Origin of the sequence: Paenibacillus hunanensis, from assembly GCF_014645615.1 — a bacterium.
Classification (GTDB): Bacteria; Bacillota; Bacilli; order Paenibacillales; family Paenibacillaceae; genus Saccharibacillus; species Saccharibacillus hunanensis.
In genome coordinates, this window is sequence record NZ_BMMB01000007.1 from 323,129 (window position 1) to 346,153 (window position 23,025).

Below are 23,025 nucleotides of genomic sequence, written 5' to 3' on the forward strand. Positions count from 1 at the left end.
GCATGCAGCTATTGTGCGCGGATGAAGTGTCGAGCTGTTCTGGCTTTTTTTCATGTAATCTGATAGTTGATCCTATCTTATATCATGTGCGAGTTTGTTTTAAACTTTAGACGATAACGGTATGAACTCCACCATAACTGCATGAACTCGACTGCAATTGTATGAGTTAGATTTGCAGCAACTGGCGGCTGTATGTGCAGTAGTTATTTATTTCTGATCTTTAGCCTCCCTATAGCGTGCATACGTACGTTGTAAATACTCCATATACTGTCTACGTGTCAAACCATCCGTTTGTTTATTAAAATCGTCATATGAGATATCGACTGGAAAACCGAACTCTGCCATTGCTTTTTGACGTGCTTCAAGGTAGAGCGGATGATCCAACGTTTTGGGCCAATCACGATTCTCCAGCGGCTCGAATTCATACTGTGAAATGCCACTATACACGCCATTATTGCTATACGTACGTGCTGCGGTAAATTGAACCTCTGATTCAGGCTTGAATGCCGTTCCGGTACCCCATGATAAGGAATAACCATTTTCTGGCTTATCATTCGTTTTGCCATATCCGATTGGAAAAGCAATATCCTGCTCGTCCAGCAGCTTATGACCGACATGTTCATAGTGCCCCCGTAGAAAATAATCATCCATGACTGTGATCACATGATCGGATTGCGGAGCCGAGATAATGTCAGTAAGCTGAGGTGACCGATTCGTTGTGCGATACAAATAAGGACGCACGAATAGTGGCATCGTCATAGCCTGATTCCAGATACTATACTCGCTAAATAATCCATCCTTTTGCATTTTGCGCAAATCTCCAACGACCAGTACATAAGCATCATAGTACAAATCTAGCTCCACGCGGAAAATATCGCCTGGTATCGCATTATAACGCGTGCGCTTCGCATATAGCAGGCGCTCCAGCTTCTGATCATAATCGGCTGGAAGCTGTGTGGGATACTGCTGGAGCCATGCCAGCAGCTCTTCACGCGTATGGCATTGTGGGCATTCACCAAGCGGCAGCGAGATCGTATTATTCGGATTCGTGACCGCTACATAGCCCTTATGATCCTGATCACGGATACCCGCTGAAAATTTTATGCTGGCTGCTTTGATGCTTGTGATATTCGAAAAATTCAGCTTCTTTTCCTTTCCTTTTGCCGTCTGAGGAAGAATCCACTGTCGATCCCGCGTTTCAATATGTACATCTGTCTCGGAATAGGCTTGTTCGTACGTGCCCATACATTTCCGAATCACATCACCTTCAAGCGCAATCCAGTAGCCTGCGCGTAGCTCCATTAGCTCCCAATCCGCATTCAACTGCTGTAAGCCAAAATAAGGGCGTAGTTCATTCGTTAACCATAGTGCAGGCTGTTTCAACTTGTACCCTCCTTGAATAATTATGTATTATACATACCAGGAATGTTAGATGATCTAGTTTTTAAAGTAAAATGAGTACTAGTATCAGAACTAAAATTAAAAAATGAACCATAGCTACATTAAAAAATGAATGATAACTACATTATAAATAAAACTATAAATACATCCATAACTATAGGGGGTCATATGATGAAATACCGTGTTCGACTGACAATGCTGTTATTGCTATTAATAGGCTCAATGCCTGTCTATTCACAGGCAGACGCTGGAGGGCCGATCGATGAATCGAAGCTATTTAAGAAGCTGGATCAGCTTAGTAGTGAACAGATTATTCTGGTAGCTGCTGATCGCTCAAGCTCCATTACAGGTAGATTATATGTGTATGAGAAGCAGGAGGGGAGCTGGAAGCGTCAATTGGGCCCTGTTCCTGTCGTTTTCGGCAATAACGGTCTGGGCAAAACGAAAGAAGGCGATGGGAAAACACCGCTTGGCACGTATACACTGGGTACTGCTTTTGGTAGCAATCTACAGCCGCCAGCAGGTCTGCAAATCGATTATCGTCCCGCAGGAGCTGATGATTACTGGGTTGATACACCGCAATCTCCAGACTATAATAGCTGGGTTGCTTACGAGGGCAATCCCAAGGAACGCTGGTCATCCTTTGAGCGGCTCAATCATCCATTATATCAGTATGCCGTGGTAATCAATTACAATACGAATCCGGTTATACCGGGTAAAGGCAGTGCTATTTTCATGCATATCTGGCGAGCAGCGGATAAGCCTACTGAAGGCTGTATTGCGATGTCTAAGGATAATCTGCTACGTGTGATGAAGATTATCAATCCGGATCGTTCTCCCAAAATTCGGATCGGTGTTGGTGATAGCATTTACTAATCGAACGCTGAGGGCTATAGCCAATGAAGTGATTCATGGCTCTGAGCGAACACGGATGGAGATTCCTTGCTTTTTATATAGATAGTGCCATGCTATAATTACAGGTGATGCTTTTTTGTTGAACCGATTGCTTCCGTTAATTGTGGTGCAAAATAGAGAGGGATTCGTAAAGAACTCACATTCTATGGATCGCATCCATCGGCAAAAGAATAGAGCAGCAGTTGTCCATATCAAGCAGCGCAGGCTGTTTAGTATATTGCGATACGATCGGTATGTTCAGGAAATGTTTATGGTGGGGGAGTGACAGCATAGCATGTCAAAACAAACAAAAGATTATTCTCAATATTTTGATTTTTCGGATGCTAAGGTAATATCCGAGGATGAAACGGGCAAAAAGATCCGTATTCGCGGACGCGAAATCCACATTATGTCCGAGCCGAATCAGCGCGAAGAGAAGAAGCGTGGCAAGCAGGAAGTACAGGTGATGTACGAAGACGCGGTGCCAGAAGAACTGCGCGAGATCGGTGCAGGCAAGCATTATCTCGTCTATACGTTTGGCTGTCAGATGAATGAGCATGATTCGGAGACGATCAAGGGCATATTGGAGCAAATGGGCTACACGGCTACAGAAAGCCGTGAGGAAGCTGATATTATTCTGCTCAACACCTGTGCTATTCGTGAAAATGCGGAGGATCGTGTATTTGGCGAGCTGGGTCATCTGAAAACTCTCAAGCTGGAGCGTCCGGGCTTGCTGCTGGGAGTATGTGGATGTATGGCGCAGGAGGAAGGCGTCGTGAATCGGATTATGCAGAAGCATAATTTTGTCGATATGATCTTCGGTACGCACAATATTCACCGTTTGCCACAGCTTGTACAGGGTGCCCTGTTCAGCAAGGAAATGGTCGTTGAGGTCTGGTCTAAAGAAGGCGATATCGTTGAAAATCTGCCGAAAAAACGCCAGGGTATGCGCGGCTGGGTAAATATTATGTATGGCTGTGATAAATTTTGCACCTACTGTATCGTTCCGTATACACGGGGCAAAGAACGCAGTCGTCTGCCGCAGGATGTGATCGCAGAAGTTCGCGAGCTGGCACGTCAGGGCTTCAAGGAAATTACGCTGCTCGGACAGAACGTGAATGCCTATGGTAAAGACCTGGAAGGCATGAACTATACATTTGGCGATCTCATGGACGATATTTCCAAAATCGATATTCCGCGTGTACGTTTTACCACTTCACACCCGCGTGATTTTGATGAACGCCTGATCGAGGTTCTGGCTAAGGGTGGCAATCTGGTGGAGCATATTCATCTGCCTGTTCAATCCGGTAGCACGGAAGTATTGAAGAAAATGAGCCGTAAATATAGCCGTGAGCGTTATCTGGAGCTGGTTGACCAGATTTACAGTGCTATTCCAAATGCGGTACTCACAACCGATATTATTGTTGGATTCCCTGGGGAAACCGACGAGCAATTTGAAGAAACATTATCTCTTGTGCGTCAGGTTGGCTTTGATTCGGCGTATACGTTTATTTATTCGCCGCGTGAAGGTACACCGGCTGCCACGATGGAGGATAATGTGCCGATGGAAGTGAAAAAGGAGCGCTTGCAGCGTCTGAATGCTACGATTAAGCAATATAGCCGAATCGGTAGCGAGAAGTTTCTTGGTCAGGTCGTTGAGGTGCTGGTGGAAGGTGCCAGCAAAAACAATGATCAGGTGCTGGCTGGACGCACACGCTCGAATAAGCTCGTCCATTTTGAAGGCTCGGAAGAGCTGATTGGCGAGTTCGTATATGTGAAGATTACCGATTCCAAATCGTTTTATATTAAAGGCGAGCTGGTAGCTGAGCCGGCAGCGATAAGCTGATTATAGGGTGCTGCCAGACTTGACCTGACGGAAAGGATGCTATTGCCGTGGACCGACAGGAGCATAACATAAATAATCAGCAGACGGCAGCAGACAGCCCGGAGCTGGAAACGAGCGGATTGTACATCCGTGAGGATATTATGGAGAAAACGCGGCAGCTTGCTGGCCTGATCTCCAACAGCGAGGAAATTATTCATTTTCAAAAGGCAGAGCAGATGATTCAGTCGCATGAACGTGTGCAAAGCCTGATCTCGCAGATCAAGAAAAAGCAAAAGGAAGTCGTTGCCTTCGAATCGCTTCGCAATCAGAAGATGGTAGCGAAGATTGAAGCGGAGATGGCTGAGCTGCAACAGGAGCTGGATGATATCCCGCTTGTCGGCGATTATCAGGAATCTCAAGTAGAGATCAATGATCTACTGCAAATGGTCGTATCTGCTATTTACAGCACGGTATCGGAGAAGATCCATGTGGAGAGCGGTAAAGATTCTCCCCCGGCGTCCTGCGGGGACTAAGCCTTTGATCAGATCGATGATCATGGAGAAATAACACAGAAGTAGAGGACGCGGAATTCATCTCCGCGTCTTTTTTATCTCAATAAAGGGTCAGCGTTACGATATAATGGTCACACAATGTTCTTTCGTAGTACACCAGATTGAATTTGAGCGGAAAGAAGTGAGCTGATCATGGAATCGTCCAACTATAATGATGCTCGTGTGATCATACGCCCGCGTGCCGAGCATGAAGCGCTACCTATGCCTTTACTATTGCTTGCTGATCCGGAGCCCGCAGCGATTGAGCGCTATGCTGCGCTGTGCCGCTGGTGGTTTGCTGACGATGGGAATGAGATTGTTGGTGTATGCGGTGTGCTGGAGCGTAGCCGTGGCGCCTGGGAGATTATGAATATGGCTGTGTTGACTCGCTGCGAGGGTCAGGGGATCGGGAGCAGGCTGATGAAGGGCGTGCTTGCGGATCTGGATCATGAAGGCGCTATCGAGATCATCGTATGCACAGGCAATTCTAGCCTGGGCGCACTCGCCTTTTACCAGAAAAATGGCTTTCGGATGGAGGCGATTGAGCCGGATTATTTTACTCAGCATTATGATGAGCCGATTATGGAAAATGGCATTCTATGTCGTGATCGCATTATTTTGTGCAGGCGACAGACTAGCGATGCGCCTAAGGCTAAGCGTCCTGTCGTATTATCTGATTTTCAAGCGAGTGTCTCTGTCCGAATCGCACAAATTCGTGATGCTGGGCCATTAATTCGTATGAAGCGGCGGCTTGATGAACAGACGACCTTTATGCTGCTGGAGCCGGGTGAGCGCATGATGGGTGAAAGCGAGCAGCGAGATGTGATACGATATGCGTTGCGTAGCGCAAACTCGAATATTTTCCTAGCAGAATATGAGGGTCAGATTATTGGCTATCTGGAAGCGATGGGCGGCAAAGTGACGCGTAATCGTCACAGCGTCTATATTGTGGTCGGTGTACTACAGGAATATGCGAATCGCGGCATTGGTCGAAGATTATTCCAGACGATGATGCACTGGGCAGAGGATCGCGGTGTTCAGCGATTGGAGCTAACCGTCCAGTCTACGAATGCACGTGGTATTCATCTGTATCGCTCCCTCGGCTTCCATATCGAGGGCATCCAAAAGCAGGCATTGATCGTAGAAGGAAGTTATGTCGATCTGATTCAGATGAGCTTGTTGCTGTCGACATGAACGTTTGAGCCGGAATCGATTAAAGCACGATGGAATCAACAGGAGGAATAGAGAATGACGGAGTGGCAAGAGATATTAGAAGCAAGTGAGCGAATGTACTGGGGATTGCTTGGCTGTAGACTGGTGGAAAGTCACCATGAATATATCAAAATTGCATTAACTGCAACAGAGCGTCACCTGAATCATATGCATATTGTGCATGGTGGGGTAATGATGTCTATGATGGATCAAGCGATGGGCATGATTTCGATGGCAGTACAGGGTGGGCAGCCATGTGTAACGACGAATATGAATACTCATTTTGTACAATCGATGGGTGAAGGTGAGCTATACGCAATCGCTAGAGTGATCCATCAATCCGGTCGCACGATGACATTGCAAGCAGAGATTACGAATGAAGCAGGAGAGACAGGTGCCATTGCTACAGCTACATTTATCGCGACACGTAGCAAGTAATGATAGCATTTTTGTATACCCTATAAATTGAATACCCGCATGATTCCTTTGCCGTGATGTCAAATTAAACATTGACCTCACGGCATTAATAGTTCATAATGATATTATCAAAAAGATAAAATGAACAGTGGTGATCATAATGACGGACAATAGTAAGCAGCATACGTACGATGTCAAAAAGTACCGCACCCCGGATGGCGCTCCCGCCGACATCGTCATGTTTACGCTAACCAAAAAGGAGCGCAAGACATTCACGAAAACACTACCGCTGCGCGAATTGAAGGTCATGCTTATTCGACGCCGTTCCTGGCCTTTTGCTGGCAAATGGGCGCTTCCAGGTGGCTTCTCACACGATGATGAATCCCTGTTTGAAGCGGCACAGCGTGAGCTTAAGGAAGAGACTGGCGTCGATGCACGTCACCTGGAATATCTCGGCGTATACAGTAAGCCGGGACGTGATCCGCGCGGCTGGATTATCTCACATGCTTTTTTTGCACTGGTAGAAGAGGAAATATTAGAAAAACGCCGTGCTGCTGATGATGCAGAAGAGGTAGGACTGTTTACGATTGAGGAAGCGCTGGATGAGCTGGAGCTGGGCTTTGACCATCATGATATTATTCGTGATGCATATATGCGGATTCAGGAGCAGATGCTGAGCACTGTGATTGCGAAGAAGTTCCTGCCACCGGAGTTCACACTCAGTGAGCTATATCAGGTGATCAAGGCAGTTGTACCTGATTTTGAAGAACCGAATTTTATTCGTAAAATTACGTCGACGCGTAGTCGTAAAGGCATTATTGAGGAAGTGCGAGACGAGGATGGTAATCCGCTCAGCTCCAATCAATATTCACAGCGTCCAGCACAGCTATACCGTTTTACAGGGCTTGTGCCGCGTTTATCGATTTATTCGTAATCGGATCGTAACGGTATCGCTATAGCAGCGATGATGTGGTATCAACGATATGATCGATGGATAGACAATGTTACTTTGTATCGGCTGAAAGCTATATCTGCATGCTTGATTAGTTTGCGTATATGTCCTAATTAAAGGGAGGCACAAGGATGAGAGCCTTGATCGTTATTGATTATACGAATGATTTTGTAGATGGGAAGCTACCTGTTGGAGAGCCGGGAATCGCGATTGAAGCGAAAATTGCTGAGCTGACGGAGCAGTTTGTGAATATGGGTCACTGGGTTGTGATGGCAGTCGATCTGCATGAGGAACAGGACCCGTTTCATCCGGAAACGAATCTGTTCCCGCCACATAATATTCGTGGCACCGAGGGTCGCGAGCTGTATGGTCGCTTGAAGTCTGTCTACGAGCAGCATCGTGAGCAGATATACTGGATGGACAAAACACGCTATAGCGCATTTGCCGGCACGGATCTGGAGCTGCGCTTACGTGCACGAGGCATTACGGATCTGCATCTGATCGGTGTGTGTACTGACATTTGTGTACTGCATACAGCGGTCGATGCGTATAATAAAGGCTTTAATATTGTGGTGCATGAGGATGCCGTTGCAAGCTTCAATGCGGCAGGGCATACATGGGCACTTGAACATTTTCGTACCACAATGGGGGCAAAGGTAGTCAAAAGTGGTTAAAAGGTAATCAAGCCGGCATTTGCCGAACGCTGCAATCTCTAATGTGATGCGATTCACATAGAATTGCAGCGTGATCACGATCTTAAAGAGGTGGAACGACGATGAGACAATATGGCCTAGCTTTACATACAGACAAGTATCAGATCAATATGATGTATGCACACTGGGTAAATGGTACGCACCATAAGCAAGCGGTATTTGAAGCTTATTTCCGTAAGCTGCCATTCGGTAATGGTTATGCAGTGTTTGCAGGTCTGGAACGCATTGTGAATTATATTAACAATCTGACCTTCCATGAGGATGAGATTGCTTTTCTGGCAGAGCAGGAGGAGCAGTATGATCCACGTTTTCTGGATGAGCTGCGTCAATTCCGTTTTCACGGTAATGTGTATGCGATGCAGGAAGGAGCAGTTGTTTTTGCCGATGAGCCGCTGATTCGTGTCGAAGGCACGATTATGGAGGCCCAGCTAGTCGAGACGGCGTTGCTTAACTTTATGAACTATCAGACGCTAATCGCAACCAAGGCATCGCGTATTAAGCAGGTAGCTGGAGACGATCTGCTGCTGGAGTTTGGTACAAGACGTGCTCAGGAAGCTGATGCTGCGATCTGGGGAGCGCGTGCTGCGTATATTGCAGGCTTCCACGGTACATCGAACGTACTTGCTGGTGCCAAATTCGGTATTCCTGCGAAGGGTACACATGCGCATGCGTGGGTACAGAGCTTTGGCAACGAGCAGGAAGCCTTTGACCGTTATGCTGCGGCATTGCCAGATGGCGTAACCCTGCTTGTGGATACATTTGACACGCTCGGTAGCGGTGTGCCCCATGCGATTCGTACAGCAAAGGAGCTGGAAGCACGCGGTAAAAAGATGAGCGCGATTCGTCTGGATAGTGGTGACTTATCGTATCTATCGATTCAAGCTCGCAAAATGCTGGATGAAGCAGGGCTTCCTTATGTGAAGATCGTCGCTTCGAATGATCTGGATGAAAATACAATTCTTGATCTGAAAGCACAGGGTGCTCGCATTGATACATGGGGTGTCGGTACACAGCTGATCACTGCATCCGATCAGCCGTCACTTGGCGGTGTGTACAAGCTCGTCGAATGTGAAATCGATGGCGAGATGACGCCAGTAATTAAAATTTCTGCGAATCCGGAAAAGGTGACGACACCGGGAAGCAAGGATGTATATCGTATTATTAGCACAGGCAGCGGCAAAGCGATTGCCGATTATATCTGCTTCCCGGATGAATCGGAGCCGCGTGAGGGAAAACGACTCAAGCTGTTTAACCCGCTGCATCCGTATATTCGTAAATATGTGTCGGATTACGAAGCGGTAGCGATGCTACAGCCGATTTTCGTAGAAGGCAAGCAGGTATATGAGCTACCGGAGCTGGAGCAGGTTCGCGAATATCATCGTGCTCAATTGCAGCAGTTCTGGCCGGAATATTTGCGCAAGCTGAATCCAGAGATTTACCGTGTGAATATTAGCCCGAAGGCATGGGAAATGAAGCAGAAGTTGATCGCCGACCATTTACCAGCAGAAGAATCCTGAGCAGCACGCTATGAAAAAAGGCATAGTCTGAACCCGATGCGAACCGCTATGCTTTTTCTTAAACAGCATGATAGAAAGGATGATGATGAGCATGACGGCAGCATTTCGCGCGTATGTATTAGAAAAGCAAGATGAGGAAGTACACGGCTCTATTCAAGAGCTAACGATGGAGCAATTACCAGAGGGTAGTGTGACGATCGCTGTACACTACTCGGATGTCAATTATAAAGATGGTCTGGCGAGCCTGACCAATGGTAAAGTAGTGCAGCAGTATCCATTCGTACCCGGAGTAGATCTGGCAGGTGAGGTGGTAGAGTCACAGGATGATCGCTATCAACCTGGAGATCTGGTGCTCTGTACGGGGTATAAGCTTGGTGTTAGTCATTATGGCGGATATAGCGAGTATGCACGCGTGCCCGGAGATTGGCTTGTGCCTTTGCCGACAGGGTTGGAGCCGAAGGAAGCGATGATGCTCGGTACGGCTGGATTTACCGCAGCGATGTCTGTCGATGCGCTGATCCATGCCGGTGTAGAGCCGACATCAGGTCCTGTGCTCGTTACGGGGGCTACAGGTGGCGTGGGATCGGTAGCGATCTCGATCCTGAGTAAGCTTGGCTACGAGGTATACGCATCCAGTGGTAAGGTGGAGCAAGCACAATGGCTTCAAGAGCTGGGAGCGACCCACATCATTTCACGCCAGGAAAGCGAGCAGCCGATTAAAGGGGCACTCGGTAAAACGACATGGGCAGGGATTATCGACGCAACCGGTGGAGCAGCATTAGGTGAACGCTTGAAAAGTGTAGCTTATCGTGGTGCTGTCGCGGTATCAGGCAATACAGCTGGTGTTAAGTTCGAAAGTAGCGTATTTCCGTTTATTTTGCGCGGTGTACAGCTGATCGGTATTGATTCGGTTTACTGTCCTGCTGAGCTGCGCTCCAAGCTCTGGAAGCATCTAGCCACAGACTGGAAGCCAGACATGGTATTACGTCAGGGTATAACGGAATATAGCCTGAATGATGTTCCGAAGGCATTACAAACGGTGCTGAATGGACAGGCCGTAGGTAGACAGATTATTCGAATTGCGGATTGAAAAGCATCTCGTTTGCAGGTTGATCCTACAGAGTACTTCATACAGAGCATTGAATCGTTGTGATATTGGGTCTACATTGGGATGGTATATGCAACCTTCAATGCTACAGCTAGCGATATCATAATAGTAAAGCCCCTTTCTGTCGAAGTCTGGCAGAAAGGGGCTTTTTTATATGTTGAGAGCTACTATTTAGTAGGCAGAATGATGATTTACTTTTTATAAATTTCACGCATCACATGACCAAGCTCTGGCAAAATAATTCGTTCCATCGCCAGCTTGACTGCACCTCGTGAACCAGGCATAGAGAACACCGCAGTGCGACCGATCGTACCAGCAATCGCTCTGCTTAAAATTGCCGCTGAGCCAATATCCTCCGCAAAGCTCAAATAGCGGAAAATTTCCCCAAAGCCAGGAAGTTCCTTTGTCAGCAAACTTTGTACGGCTTCAAACGTCACATCACGTGGCGCAATGCCCGTACCGCCGGTTAGTAAAATCGCTTCCACATCGGGCTGCTCCGCATATTCATGTAATAGCTCGCGAATCTGTTCATAATTATCCTTTACAATCGTATAACCTGCGATTTCATAGCTATGCTCCAGCAGTAGCGACTGAATCAATTGACCACCCGTATCTGTATCTGGTGTACGTGTGTCCGACACTGTAATGACCATACATTTCACCGTATCAGGGGCTTCTGCCCGATGTTCATCTACCGAACGCATCTTGATCAACTCCTTTGGGACTTAGAGATCGTCGATATCCAATATCTACAGGGATATGCGCTCATTCTACTACAGGCAGAATCATGCAAGCTCTCTCGTAGATATCCATCTATCTATGCTCGCTTTCATTTTAGCATACCCGCAAGTCAGAAATCACGAGTAGGTGACTGTCTTGCTGTTGCTGATAAGGCGTACAAAAATACAAGTATAAAATACGATGCAAACTCATGCTACAAACGATAGGGGATAGGCTTCGTTCCTTATATCCTTTATAATAAAGGGATATGGATCAATGAGCCAATAATCATGTCCTATGACGACATGTAGCATAATGATACGAACGGAGCGATGATGATGACAGTACCGATTTATATTTTGTCTGGCTTTTTAGGGAGCGGAAAGACGACGCTGCTTCAGCAAATGCTGGAGAACTGGAAGGCAGAAGGCAAGACACCCGCAGTAGTAATGAATGAGATTGGAGATGTGAATCTGGATGGTATGATGCTGGATGGTGATGTGGCGATGGCAGAGCTGCTCAGTGGCTGTATTTGCTGTTCCAATCGAGCCGATCTGGGCATGGAGCTGTACAATCTCATTCAATCAGGCGAGCCAGATGTCATTATAATCGAAGCCTCCGGTGTAGCAAATCCAGTGGAAATTCTCGATGCAGTGACTGAAATCTCGCTCTACCATCGTATGGAGCTGCGTAATCTGATCACTGTCGTCGATGCAATGCATCTGTGGGAGCTGTACGAGCAGCAACAGGGCAAAACATATCGACTGATGCAGGAGCAGATTCGTGCCGCTTCGATATTAATCGTGAATAAGAGTGATCTCGTACAGCCCGAACAGCTAACACAGATACAGGAGATTGCACGTCGCTGGAATCCTTACGCACCAATGTATACGACAGTGCGTTGTGAACTGGATCGTGCGTTATATGAAGAAGCTCATCCATCCCTTGCCGCCGATAGCTCGGTACAGGCTGAAGTAGCTATGGTAGCGGAGAATACTACACCGAATGCCGGGACAAATGCTACCCATTCTCATGCTGACAATCATACGCATGATGAGCATTGTGGCTGTCATTCCGCAGCGATAGAAGACGATAGTACGACTGCTGAAATGGCTGCTTCTACCGAAGCTACCTCGTCCGAGACATCCGCTCATCAGCATGAACATAATCACGATCATGATCATAAGCATGCCGGGTTGCATCATTCTCATGAACATGTGATGGTCTATACGCATTATTTTGAACAGCCGATTAACAGTGAAGCTTTTGAGCGATTGATTGCGAGCTTGCCGTCTGAGGTGTACCGTGCCAAAGGCATCTTAACATTTAGCGATACCAAAAGTCGCTTTTTGTTCCAGTATGCGTATCAGCAAAGTGATTTTATGAAAATTACACCGCAAAAGGAAGTGCCAGATGTCGCGGTATTTATCGGCGAGCATTTCGACAAACGCCATATTCAGGAACAATTGCAGCTATTGGAGCAGCAGGAGACGAGTCTATAAGCTGTTCAGCAAGTATTCGACAGAGTTTCAACCGGAGTAAGTCGCGGGTAATAGTTCAATAATCACCCGGTGCCTGAACCCAGGCGCCTAGGATACGCTGGACGTTCATGCAGGGTACTTAATTTGAACTATACTGGAGGTTGTTTATACGATGTCTACACCACATCAATACCGTCCTTACATCGAAGCTTGTGTTGAAGCGATGAATGCTTGTAATCTGTCCTATGTATCCAACCTGAAGCAGTATGATCTGGAAAAACTATGCGACTGCATTCGTGTGAATCGCGATTGTGCAGAAGTGTGCTCTTTTACGATTCAAGCGCTGAGTCAAGGTAATGCATTTGCAGCAGAGATTGCGGGTCTATGTGCAAAAGCATGTGAAGCATGCATTGCAGAATGCTCTAAGCACGAGCAGACGCATTGTCAGGATTGCTTAGAGGCATGCCGTCGTTGTGCAGAAATGTGCCGTGAGCTTGAAGGTTCGCTGGCGCTGGTGTAATCATCACTACTTCTGTATTCTTATATTCGAACAGATAAGCCATATTGTCGTGTTTCCAGCGATCAGGTTGCTGCCTGCTCGTGTAGGGCGAATGCCTGTGGAAGAGCGAATATGGCTTTTTTTGCGTGAATGAATATGAAGAGAATGTCCAGGATGAGCGAGCGGTTGGAGTGGAATTAGAATTAAAATGGACTGGATCGCAAAGGCTGTGATCGCAATACATACATGGCAATTCTGGAGTTGCAATTAGAATGATAGCATCTATTCTTCTCGAAAAATGCTTGCTTTCTACTGAACGCAACCGTATAATACAGCTTAATATCTTTGACAGCTCATGTGAGTATGATTCAGTATGGCATCCATGCACTCACTCTGAAGTAAGTCACATGGTGATTAAACCACATAATTTTGACCTCGATGAAGGGGAGAGTATGTCTGGAATGGTCTGCTTCAAGCGAGCCGGGAGGGTGAGAGCCGGCAGCAGTACATCTGGCAGAAGCGCACCCTGGAGAAGGTTTGTCCAACCCATTATAGCCCGAAAGCTTGCGGTGTAATGTGCATAGACAGACACGGCTAACCTTCGTTACAGGTTCATGAGTGACAATTCGAAGAATAGGATTGGACGATATCTGTGCTGAGTTACAGAACGGATGCGAAACGTAGGGCAATGATAAGAAGCCCTCGCCGTATCATGCTGTACAAGCATAGACAAGCCCCATCCTCCGCATTCTTGAATTGTACATGGAGTGGCACCACGGGAAAGCATGAATAGCTCTCGTCTCCGCGTATGCAGTAGCATACCGGATGACGGGAGCTTTTTTGTATTTGATGCGAGTGACCTGATCGGTATGCTAGCCCATTCATATAGCATGATGCAGCATCGATTTGCAGTCGTCAGGCTATAACAAGATTTTATCTATTGGCAAGAGTCTGAGATCGGCTCGTATCTGTTCTGATTTTTCAGAAGTATTAGCAACTATTTATTTAGAAAATAAGCACCAACCCGATGATCCACTAATGATTAAAAATAAAGAATATGGAGGAATAAACGATGATTACTACCTATTCACTCAAGCAACAGGCGGCGAATTGGCTCCAGCCATTAACGGAGCTACCCGTAGAGCAGGTGATCTCTATGCTGGAGGTTCCGCCTTCATCTGAGCTGGGTGACCTTGCCTTCCCTTGTTTTGTACTGGCGAAAAGCTGGCGCCGTGCGCCGCAGCAGATTGCAGTGGAGCTAAGTGAGCAACTTGGTGCCGCTGCATCGCCTTATGCTACAGCAGCAGCAACTGGAGGTTATGTTAATCTATCCTGGAATCGGCAGCATTATGCACCACTGCTGCTGAATGCAATTGCTTTGCCAGATTACGAACAGCTCCAGCCGGAGCAGAAGGAGCGCATCATTATCGATATGTCATCGCCTAATATCGCGAAGCCATTTGGCGTTGGGCATTTGCGTTCAACCGTGATTGGAGCGGCACTGTATCGCATCTATGCGGCTGCCGGGCATGAGCCGATTAGTGTTAATCATATTGGTGATTGGGGCACACAATTTGGCAAGCAGATTGTGGCACATCTGCGTTGGAGTAATCCAGAGCAGGCAGCTGCTGATCCGATTGGCGAAGCCTTACGAGTATATATCAAGTTTCACCAGGAAGCAGAGACGATGCCAGAGCTGGAGGACGAAGCACGAGATTGGTTCCGTCGACTAGAGCAGGGTGACGAAGAAGCGCTGGAGCTATGGCGCTATTTTGTAAAGGTCAGTATGGAGAAGTTAAATGGGATCTATGAGCGTCTAGGCGTGCAGTTCGATGAAGTGCTGGGAGAGAGCTTTTACAATGATAAAATGCCAGCAGTTGTGGAGCAACTCAAGACGCTTGGATTACTGAAGGAAAGCCAGGGCGCACAGGTTGTACGGCTCGATGAGCTGGAGCTTCCGCCATGCTTGATTTTAAAATCAGACGGAACCACGATCTATCCGACTCGTGATCTGGCTACTGCGGTCTATCGGCGGCAGGTGATGGCTGGTGATCAGCTGGTGTATGTAGTGGGCGGCGAGCAGACGCTTCATTTTCGTCAGGTATTTGCTGTACTACGCAAAATGGGCTATGAGTGGGCAGATCATTGCACCCATGTCGCATTTGGCTTGATGCGAATTAACGGTAAAAAGATGTCTACGCGTAAAGGTAAGGTCGTGCTGCTAGAGCAACTCATGGATGAAGCGGTAGCACGTGCAGCGCAGATCATTGCGGAGAAGAATCCAGCCTTACCACAGCGGCAGCAGGTTGCCGAGCAGATTGGGATTGGCGCTATTATTTTTAGCGATCTAAAAAATGCACGTCAGAACGAGATCGACTTTTCACTGGAGGAAGCGCTCAGTTTTGAAGGGGAAACAGGACCGTATGTACAATATGCGCATGCACGGATTTGCAGTATATTGAGTAAAGCAGAAGGCTTTGTAAATGATCCTATCGTAGCGCACAATGCGCCAATGCCGGAGATGTGGAGTGATGCCGCATGGGAACTATTAGGTCATCTGGGTAGCTATCGTGAAGCATTGGCGCGTGCGGTACAGCTACAGGAGCCGTCAGTGATGGCGCGCTATGCAATACAGACGGCAAGGCTATTCAATCAGTGGTACAGTCGAGATCGGATTGTCGACGCTAACCCTCGGGTAAAAGCAGATCGTCTCGCGCTGGCAAAATGGACCGGGCATACGCTGGAGCGCACGTTAAAATTGCTTGGTATGGCAGCTCCACAACAGATGTAAATCGCGTGCAACAATTGCGTATACCTAATCGTTTATAGAGTGAAGGTTCATACAGAACCGTGATCATGGGCAATGAAATACTATATAGTAAGCCCGTATCATTTGAAAATTCGATAATAGATGGAGGGATATGCAATGTGGAATGCAAAACAAAAGGTTGCAGCAACACTGGCGTTGTCCTGTGCCATTGCTGGCGGAGCTTCGGCGGCAGCAGCCGCATTTACAGATGTGAAGGGCGCAGATAATCAAGCGATCGTGAGCTCGCTTCAGGACAAGGGAATTATTAATGGGGTGACCGCTACGCAGTTCAAGCCGAATGGTTCATTAACACAGGCGCAGGCGATTCAGATTCTTGCCAAAGCATTTGAATTGAAAAAGGATGGTGCACAGGTGATTCCAGCGGCAAACCAGCCGTGGTATTCTGGTGCAGTGGAAGCAGCTAAGGCGAACAAGCTGTCGTTGCCATCCACATTTAAGCCATCAGCAGAAGTAAATCGAGAGGACTTTGCACTGTGGCTGTATGAAGCGATCAATACAACGGGGCAGTATCCAGCGACGAAGATGTTTGTCGTGTTTGAGGATCAGGATCAGATCAATAAGGATGCGACCAATGCGATCCAGACACTAGTGAATATGAATGTGATTCCACGCTCCAGCGTAGGCAAGAAGTTTGAGCCGAAGGAAGCCATTACTCGTATGGACGCTGCGGTATGGGTAGATAGTGCAGTGAAGATGATTGATCGTGCTCATGCGAATCAAAATGATGATACGACAACACCACCAGCTACCGGATCGGAGGGATCGCAGATGGGGGATGAGCCGCTGCTGAACGTAACCAGTACTGCGGATGGCAAGCAAAAGGTTACCTTAACTGTCGAACTGCCTAACCCGGGTTATGGCTTGAAGATCGATAATGTGAAGCTGACCGATGACAAGCGTGCGATCATTTCCTACTCTATGACTCAGCCTGAGCCAGGTATGATGTATCCGCAGGTGATTAGCGAAGGTAAAGTAGAGACGGTTATTCCAGCAGGCTATACTCCGGAGCTGGCAACGAAGTAATGGAATTTGGTGCAATGAATCATGCATCCGTATGATCCAGACGATGAGTTAGTGATTTAACGAATACATCATCATGGATGACTATGATGAAGAATAGATATAGAAAAACAGCCCCTCGATCGTATTCGAGCGGGCTGTTTTTTATGACGATTTATTAATTAGATCGCTTATTTGATGCAAATTTTAGATTGAAGCAGTTAGAGGTAAGAACTACATATACATTTAGAAAAATAAATGTACCAACTACCACTAATTGTAGGATTCATTTCCACCATTATATATGCAATGGATTGTAATGGATGCCTCCTAAAACTGTTCTAATCGTTAATTTAAACCTTCTTCGGCTCGACTTCGATTGGCTTCTCCGTAACCTTCTTCGTTTCATACAGATCAGAGCTTTTTTTCAGCCATTCGAACAGATGCGTAATGACGACCTTGAGTACCGCATAGCCTGGTACAGCTAGCAGAATACCTACTACGCCGAACAGATTACCTGCTGTCAAAATAACAAAGATAATGGTGATCGGGTGAACCTTCAGCGATTTACCCATAATTTGTGGAGAAATCAGTTTACCTTCAATCAACTGTACGACTGTCCATACAACGATCATTTTGAGCAGCATGACTGGCGAGGTTACGAGTGCAACGACCAGAGCAGGCGTAATGGCGATCGCAGGCCCAAGATAAGGCACGATACTTGTAAACGAAGCGATAATCGCCAGTACAAGCGCATAATCGAGACCGATAATATTGTAGCCGATATACAGCAGGATACCGATGCAAAAGCTAACGATAATCTGACCGCGAATATACGAGCTGATTTTATTATTCATTTCTGACATCACTTCGGAGGTTTGTCCGCGCAGATTAACCGGAATGAATTGCAGGATGTACGACGGTAAATTTTTGCCATCCTTGAGCAGGTAGAACAGGATGAAAGGTACGGTTACGATCGACAGGATGACCTCTGTCAACGTACCGAGGAAACCACCAATACCGGAAAATGTAGATGCAAAGCCCGAAAATCCGCTACTGAACAATGCTTCGCCGCGAGCAGAGAGTGTTTTCAGTAGTTCTTGCGGATTCACATTCAGTGATTGCTGAATTTGGAGGAATACATCGCTGCCAAGCCATTTTTGAATTTGAACGGTCGCCTGATCATACAGTGTTGGAATATTACCGATCAATTCGAGAATCTGACTTTTGATGACCGGAATAACCAGACTAATAATAAGTACGAGTACGCCGATAATGAGAATATAGAGCAAAATAATGGAATAAATACGTTTGACTTTATGCCGTTCTAAAAAGTCGACGAGCGGATTGAATAGATAAAATAAAATACCGCTCAAGATGATCGGCAAAATGACCGTTTTAACCAGTACGATCAATGGGGTGAACACATACGGAATTTTGGAAAGCATAAAAATATTAATCGAAATTAAAAATAACACAAGCAAAAAAATAACGAAGCGATTGTTTAGAAAAAATAATTTAAAGCGTTCGCTCCATAGTCTAGCGCGTTCCATGAGTGGCTTCATTCCCTTCCAAGTCTAATTGTCTATGATGTATAATGTGATCCATTCGCTTGATATTTCTAGCATAGCGGTAAGCGACTGATAGAGCAAGTAAACTACCGTAAAGCTATGAATATTACTAACAAAAATGCAATTTATAGGTAGACAAAGGAGGAGAAAAGAGCTAAATTGGATTGTAGTTCAAAAGGCTTAAAAAAAGTTGGAAACTGTGACTTACATCACAACGATTAGTTTAGCTTTTTGATAAAATTTAAATTAATAAGATTGTGAATGAACAATAGTGTGTATATGAGCAGCTAGCAGCTCGTAGAATCTCCAACATTTCTGTATTTATTCCAATCCAACCTTACCCAAAATCACGATTTGCGAGGTGCACTATGAAACTCTCTCTTGGTTCTAAGCTGGTGGCAAGCTTTATTGCCGTGTCTATCATTACGTATGGTACAAGCGCTTTCTTTATTTTTTATTTGAAGTCTTATCTGGCATCTGGTATGGCGGATTGGATGTATGTATCGATTGTATTGCTGCTCGGTATTACATGGAGTGGTATTCTGGGTTTCGTGATCTCTCGCTTTTTGACACGTCCGATTGTACAGCTGTCGAAGATTGCCGAGCATGTATCTGCTGGTGACCTGACGGTTGATATTCCTGAACGCCGTGAAGAAGATGAGATTAAAGTGTTGAATGATGCATTTCGGATGATGGTAATGAATATTAAAGATATCGTTGGCGATATTGCTCGTAATACAAGTACAACCTCCAGCAATGCTGATTCCTTGAGCGGGGCAATTAATGAAGCAGCACATCAGATTGAATCGTTATCGACGATTGCCGATGGCATCTATCAGGGTGTACAGCGGCAACAGGAATCTGCGGAAACCTCGCTGCAAACTGCGGAAAATATGCTCGGTTCCTTTCAGCAGATGCGTGATAAGTCTCATCATATGCTGGAGCTGTCCAGTACGATGGAAAACTCTGTTCAATCCACACGCGGTATTTTCGCTTCGCTGAAGACAGGCATGGATACCTTATCTGTTTCGCAAAATCAAGCCGAGCAAACGGTGCGACTGCTGGACAATCAGGCTTCCGATATCGGCGCAGTTAGCGGTACGGTAAAAGAGCTAGCCGAGCAAACGCATCTACTGGCTCTGAATGCATCCATTGAAGCGGCTCATGCTGGTGAGCACGGCGCAGGCTTCGCTGTCGTTGCTTCCGAAATTCGTAAACTGGCCGAGCAAAGTAACGATTCCGCACAGCGCATTCAATCATTGATCACCGCGGTACAAACGCAAATTCATGCCACCGTAGAGCTTATCCACAATCAAAATGAGCTTGTACAGCGCGAGACGAAGCATACAAGTAAGGTGGAGCGTACATTGAATGAGTTTGGAAGCGTTGTCGATGAGTTCATGGCGGCTGTACAATTAATGGAAAGCTCCATCTCCGAGCAAACGGATCGCGTTGAGCTAACATACCAGCATGTGCAGCAAATTCGTGAAATGGCGGATAAATTCCATGAAGGCGCACGCCAGATCTCGATTGCAACCCATGAAGAAACAGCGATCATGGAAGAAATCTCTTCCTCCTCCGATGAGCTGAGCAGCATGACCTCGCGTTTATTAGAAAAAACGAAGGTATTCACCGCCTGAATCTAATTCCAATTCAAAAACAGACCGTATCACAGCTATACGTAGCCATATCGCTACGATAAGAAGTGTATACGGTCTGTTTGTTTTGGCACCAATTCATTTGCGCAGGTCATTCTACAGGAGCTATAAACAGGGCAGTAAATAAAGATTCTCGTAATTAGCATCCCAATCGTCTATGATGCCTGACCTGTTGTAGTTGCACGGGCAGCATTAAACTGCCAGTCTATACATGCTAAAAGCTATTGTCGTTCTAAAAAAGCTACGATTATGATATGCAATACTTGCTCTCGCCCATTATGGAGCACGAGAGCTATGATATAAAGTCTTCGATCTAGCTTATCCATTGCTAAGTCTAAAGGTAAATTGAAATGAAACGATGTCACGCGCCACGATACCACGCATGTACACCGAAATATATGCTCCTGCAGAAACCGATCCTGCATTGCCCTGATTATAACGTTAATGTAATGTACATTTTCATCTGAAGAGTGAAAAGTGAAAGGAGGTAGGTTCAACCCAACGCTCCTTATCGTTTCTCCATTCTTATTTGTCTCATCTCATATCTCTACCTTATGTCGTACGCCCAACCAGCCCTGCGGGTACAGGAACTTCGCGATCCTCGGGACGCTCTGTACCATCTGGAACAGCATTCGAGCCAATCCCGGTTTGCATGCGATACATTTGACGATAGCGTCCATCGATCTCCATCAGCTCATCATGTGTACCGCGTTCAACGATCTCCCCGCGATGCAGCACCAGAATCTGATCGGCACTACGAATGGTGGAGAGACGGTGGGCAACGATAAAGGTAGTCCGTCCGCGTTTTAACACTTCGAGTGCAGATTGGATCAGTGCTTCTGTCTCGGTATCGATATTGGCTGTCGCTTCATCCAGAATTAGAATGGCTGGATCATAGGCAAGTGCGCGGGCAAAAGAGATTAATTGACGCTGTCCAGCAGACAGTGTACTTCCTTTTTCCACCACAGGCTCATCGAAGCCCTTCGGCAGATCCGCCAGAATGGTATCCGCGCCTACATCGCGCAGTGCCTGCTCCAGTCGTTCGCGGCTAATCTTTTCATTGTCCAGACTGACATTAGACGCGATCGTACCGGTAAACAGATACGGGTCCTGCAAGACGATACCCATATGCTGGCGAATCCACTGCTTCGGCAGATCGCGAACATTTTGACCATCGATGGTAATTTTGCCCTGCTGTGGATCATAGAAGCGGAACAGCAGATTGATGATCGAGCTTTTGCCTGAGCCGGTATGACCGACAAGTGCGACCGTCTGACCTTGACGCGCTTCAAAGTTGATATTTTTCAGTACAGGGTCTTTTTTATAGGCAAATGTAACATCCTTGAACTGTACATCCCCTTTATAGCGAGGCATCGAGCCATCGGTTACGGCTTCGCCTTCCTCGTCCATCAGCTCGAACACACGACCTGCGGATACCATCGACAGATCGAGTGCAGCCAGCTGATTCACCATTCCCGTCATCGGCTGGAACAGACGTCCAAGCACATCGACGAACGCATACAGCACACCGAGCGAGATTGCACTGTCAAAGCCACCGAGTGCAGCCGAACCAAAGTACCACAGCACCATAGCTAGTGTCAGGTTACGCAGCACATTGACCAGATTGTGCGAGGTCAGTGCATTCAGACGCAGCATTTTGTTTTGATAAAACAGATAGTCATTGTTTAACTGTTCAAATTCATCCTGTGTCTGCTTTTGCTTACGGAAGATGCGAATGATCGACATCCCTTGAATCGATTCATTGATGATCGCATTAATCTCACTCAGACGAGAACGGATAATTTTGTTGTACTTGGTTGCAATTTTGCGATAGATCATAACCCATGCGATCAGTACCGGTACAAGGAATAGACAGACAAGTCCAAGTCGGAAATCGAGAATGAACAGCGCCACATACACGCCGAGCATATAGACCGTACCTGAGCTAAAGTTAGCCAGAACCGCAACAAACAGGTCTTTTACTGCTTCCGTATCATTCGTTACCCGTGATACGACTTTACCTGCGGGCAGATTATCGAAGAACGGCACAGGCAAGCGCTGGATATGAGCGTATAGATCGATACGCAGCTGCTGAATGACCTTATTGGCAGAGGATTGCAGCCAGTACGTTTTACCAAACTCTGTAATGATCGAGATGATCAAAAAGATAAAGTAGAGACCGATCAGCTTATAAATACTCGGCAGCTCTGGTTTATAAAAGGAAAACAATTCACCAGCGGATAGCGGAACGGCGTTGTAGACAGCCTGCTCACCCTGCGGGCTGCTGATCGTCAGCTTACCGTTGGCATATGTTTTTTCACCTGTTGTCGTCTGCATTGGCCCTTCTACAAAATAGAAGCTGGCTCCACTTTGCAGGACATGAGCCTCGGTACCTTTGGTAGCACCTTCTGCCCACAAGCCTTCACGCTTATAGAACTTTCCATTATAGGCAGCCGCATTCGTATCGCTAGCAGTCGTTTCGTAAAAAGGCTGCTCAATAGCAAACATATGATTATCAATAATGTTTTTAGCGATAAATGGGCCAGCCAGCTCGGCGCCGACGCCAATGACGAGCATGATCAGCGCAACGATAAATGTCTTTTTGGCGCGTAAAGCGTATTGATACAATCGCTTCGTAATCGTCTTATTATCCAGCCGTGTCATCGGCTGTTCATTC

The 23,025-nt window shown here is 46.6% G+C and carries 18 protein-coding genes; 14 read left to right on the top strand and 4 right to left on the bottom strand.

The genetic code is table 11. The features are described 5' to 3' along the window. Positions 1 to 207 precede the first annotated feature (207 nt). Complete coding sequence (locus tag IEX62_RS16965; RefSeq protein ID WP_229685868.1) at positions 208 to 1,383, bottom strand: immunity 26/phosphotriesterase HocA family protein; 1,176 nt, start codon at positions 1,381 to 1,383, stop codon at positions 208 to 210. A 186-nt stretch (positions 1,384 to 1,569) separates the two neighbouring features. Here IEX62_RS16965 and IEX62_RS16970 point away from each other — a divergent pair, with 186 nt between their 5' ends. The 9 genes from IEX62_RS16970 to IEX62_RS17010 all read left to right on the top strand — a co-directional run bounded on the left by IEX62_RS16970 (position 1,570) and on the right by IEX62_RS17010 (position 10,572). Continuing rightward, on the top strand, positions 1,570 to 2,277 hold the full coding sequence (locus tag IEX62_RS16970) for a L,D-transpeptidase family protein (RefSeq protein ID WP_229685871.1): 708 nt from the start codon (positions 1,570 to 1,572) through the stop codon (positions 2,275 to 2,277). Positions 2,278 to 2,590: 313 nt separating this feature from the next. Beyond that, positions 2,591 to 4,141 carry a tRNA (N6-isopentenyl adenosine(37)-C2)-methylthiotransferase MiaB gene (gene miaB, locus IEX62_RS16975; protein ID WP_188776722.1) on the top strand — a complete coding sequence of 517 codons (1,551 nt, stop codon included), beginning with the start codon at positions 2,591 to 2,593 and terminating at the stop codon, positions 4,139 to 4,141. Between the two features lie 68 nt (positions 4,142 to 4,209). Continuing rightward, on the top strand, positions 4,210 to 4,653 hold the full coding sequence (locus IEX62_RS16980; protein ID WP_229685890.1) for a YlbF/YmcA family competence regulator: 444 nt from the start codon (positions 4,210 to 4,212) through the stop codon (positions 4,651 to 4,653). Between the two features lie 171 nt (positions 4,654 to 4,824). After that, the gene (locus tag IEX62_RS16985) at positions 4,825 to 5,865 is read left to right on the top strand and encodes a GNAT family N-acetyltransferase (protein WP_188776723.1); all 1,041 of its coding nucleotides are present in this window, start codon (positions 4,825 to 4,827) and stop codon (positions 5,863 to 5,865) included. A 54-nt stretch (positions 5,866 to 5,919) separates the two neighbouring features. Further along, a complete protein-coding gene (locus tag IEX62_RS16990) occupies positions 5,920 to 6,321 on the top strand; it encodes a PaaI family thioesterase (RefSeq protein ID WP_188776724.1) in 402 nt (133 codons plus the stop codon). A 139-nt stretch (positions 6,322 to 6,460) separates the two neighbouring features. After that, positions 6,461 to 7,234 carry an NUDIX domain-containing protein gene (locus IEX62_RS16995; RefSeq protein ID WP_188776725.1) on the top strand — a complete coding sequence of 258 codons (774 nt, stop codon included), beginning with the start codon at positions 6,461 to 6,463 and terminating at the stop codon, positions 7,232 to 7,234. 149 nt (positions 7,235 to 7,383) lie between these two features. Then, positions 7,384 to 7,926 (top strand): cysteine hydrolase family protein, encoded by a 543-nt coding sequence (locus IEX62_RS17000; protein ID WP_188776726.1) that lies wholly within the window; start codon positions 7,384 to 7,386, stop codon positions 7,924 to 7,926. A 101-nt stretch (positions 7,927 to 8,027) separates the two neighbouring features. After that, on the top strand, positions 8,028 to 9,482 hold the full coding sequence (locus IEX62_RS17005; protein WP_188776727.1) for a nicotinate phosphoribosyltransferase: 1,455 nt from the start codon (positions 8,028 to 8,030) through the stop codon (positions 9,480 to 9,482). 91 nt (positions 9,483 to 9,573) lie between these two features. Further along, positions 9,574 to 10,572: an acrylyl-CoA reductase family protein gene (locus IEX62_RS17010; protein WP_188776728.1), complete on the top strand. Its 999-nt coding sequence runs from the start codon at positions 9,574 to 9,576 to the stop codon at positions 10,570 to 10,572. Positions 10,573 to 10,781: 209 nt separating this feature from the next. Here IEX62_RS17010 and IEX62_RS17015 read toward each other — a convergent pair whose 3' ends face one another. Continuing rightward, on the bottom strand, positions 10,782 to 11,294 hold the full coding sequence (locus tag IEX62_RS17015) for a MogA/MoaB family molybdenum cofactor biosynthesis protein (RefSeq protein ID WP_284446215.1): 513 nt from the start codon (positions 11,292 to 11,294) through the stop codon (positions 10,782 to 10,784). A 354-nt stretch (positions 11,295 to 11,648) separates the two neighbouring features. Between IEX62_RS17015 and IEX62_RS17020 the strand changes: the two genes are divergently transcribed. From IEX62_RS17020 to IEX62_RS17035, 4 genes are all read left to right on the top strand, one after another. Then, positions 11,649 to 12,812 (top strand): CobW family GTP-binding protein, encoded by a 1,164-nt coding sequence (locus IEX62_RS17020; RefSeq protein ID WP_188776729.1) that lies wholly within the window; start codon positions 11,649 to 11,651, stop codon positions 12,810 to 12,812. Between the two features lie 151 nt (positions 12,813 to 12,963). Continuing rightward, positions 12,964 to 13,311 carry a four-helix bundle copper-binding protein gene (locus tag IEX62_RS17025; protein ID WP_188776730.1) on the top strand — a complete coding sequence of 116 codons (348 nt, stop codon included), beginning with the start codon at positions 12,964 to 12,966 and terminating at the stop codon, positions 13,309 to 13,311. A gap of 1,051 nt (positions 13,312 to 14,362) precedes the next feature. Further along, positions 14,363 to 16,081 carry an arginine--tRNA ligase gene (argS, locus tag IEX62_RS17030; protein ID WP_188776731.1) on the top strand — a complete coding sequence of 573 codons (1,719 nt, stop codon included), beginning with the start codon at positions 14,363 to 14,365 and terminating at the stop codon, positions 16,079 to 16,081. A 135-nt stretch (positions 16,082 to 16,216) separates the two neighbouring features. After that, on the top strand, positions 16,217 to 17,143 hold the full coding sequence (locus IEX62_RS17035; RefSeq protein WP_188776732.1) for an S-layer homology domain-containing protein: 927 nt from the start codon (positions 16,217 to 16,219) through the stop codon (positions 17,141 to 17,143). A gap of 329 nt (positions 17,144 to 17,472) precedes the next feature. Here the strand turns inward: IEX62_RS17035 and IEX62_RS17040 are convergent, their stop codons facing one another. Next, positions 17,473 to 18,672 (bottom strand): AI-2E family transporter, encoded by a 1,200-nt coding sequence (locus tag IEX62_RS17040; protein ID WP_188776733.1) that lies wholly within the window; start codon positions 18,670 to 18,672, stop codon positions 17,473 to 17,475. 386 nt (positions 18,673 to 19,058) lie between these two features. On the opposite strand from IEX62_RS17040, the gene IEX62_RS17045 reads away from it, so the two are divergent. Then, the gene (locus IEX62_RS17045; RefSeq protein WP_188776734.1) at positions 19,059 to 20,330 is read left to right on the top strand and encodes a methyl-accepting chemotaxis protein; all 1,272 of its coding nucleotides are present in this window, start codon (positions 19,059 to 19,061) and stop codon (positions 20,328 to 20,330) included. Positions 20,331 to 20,900: 570 nt separating this feature from the next. Here the strand turns inward: IEX62_RS17045 and IEX62_RS17050 are convergent. Beyond that, a complete protein-coding gene (locus IEX62_RS17050) occupies positions 20,901 to 23,012 on the bottom strand; it encodes an ABC transporter ATP-binding protein (RefSeq protein WP_188776819.1) in 2,112 nt (703 codons plus the stop codon). Positions 23,013 to 23,025 lie beyond the last annotated feature (13 nt).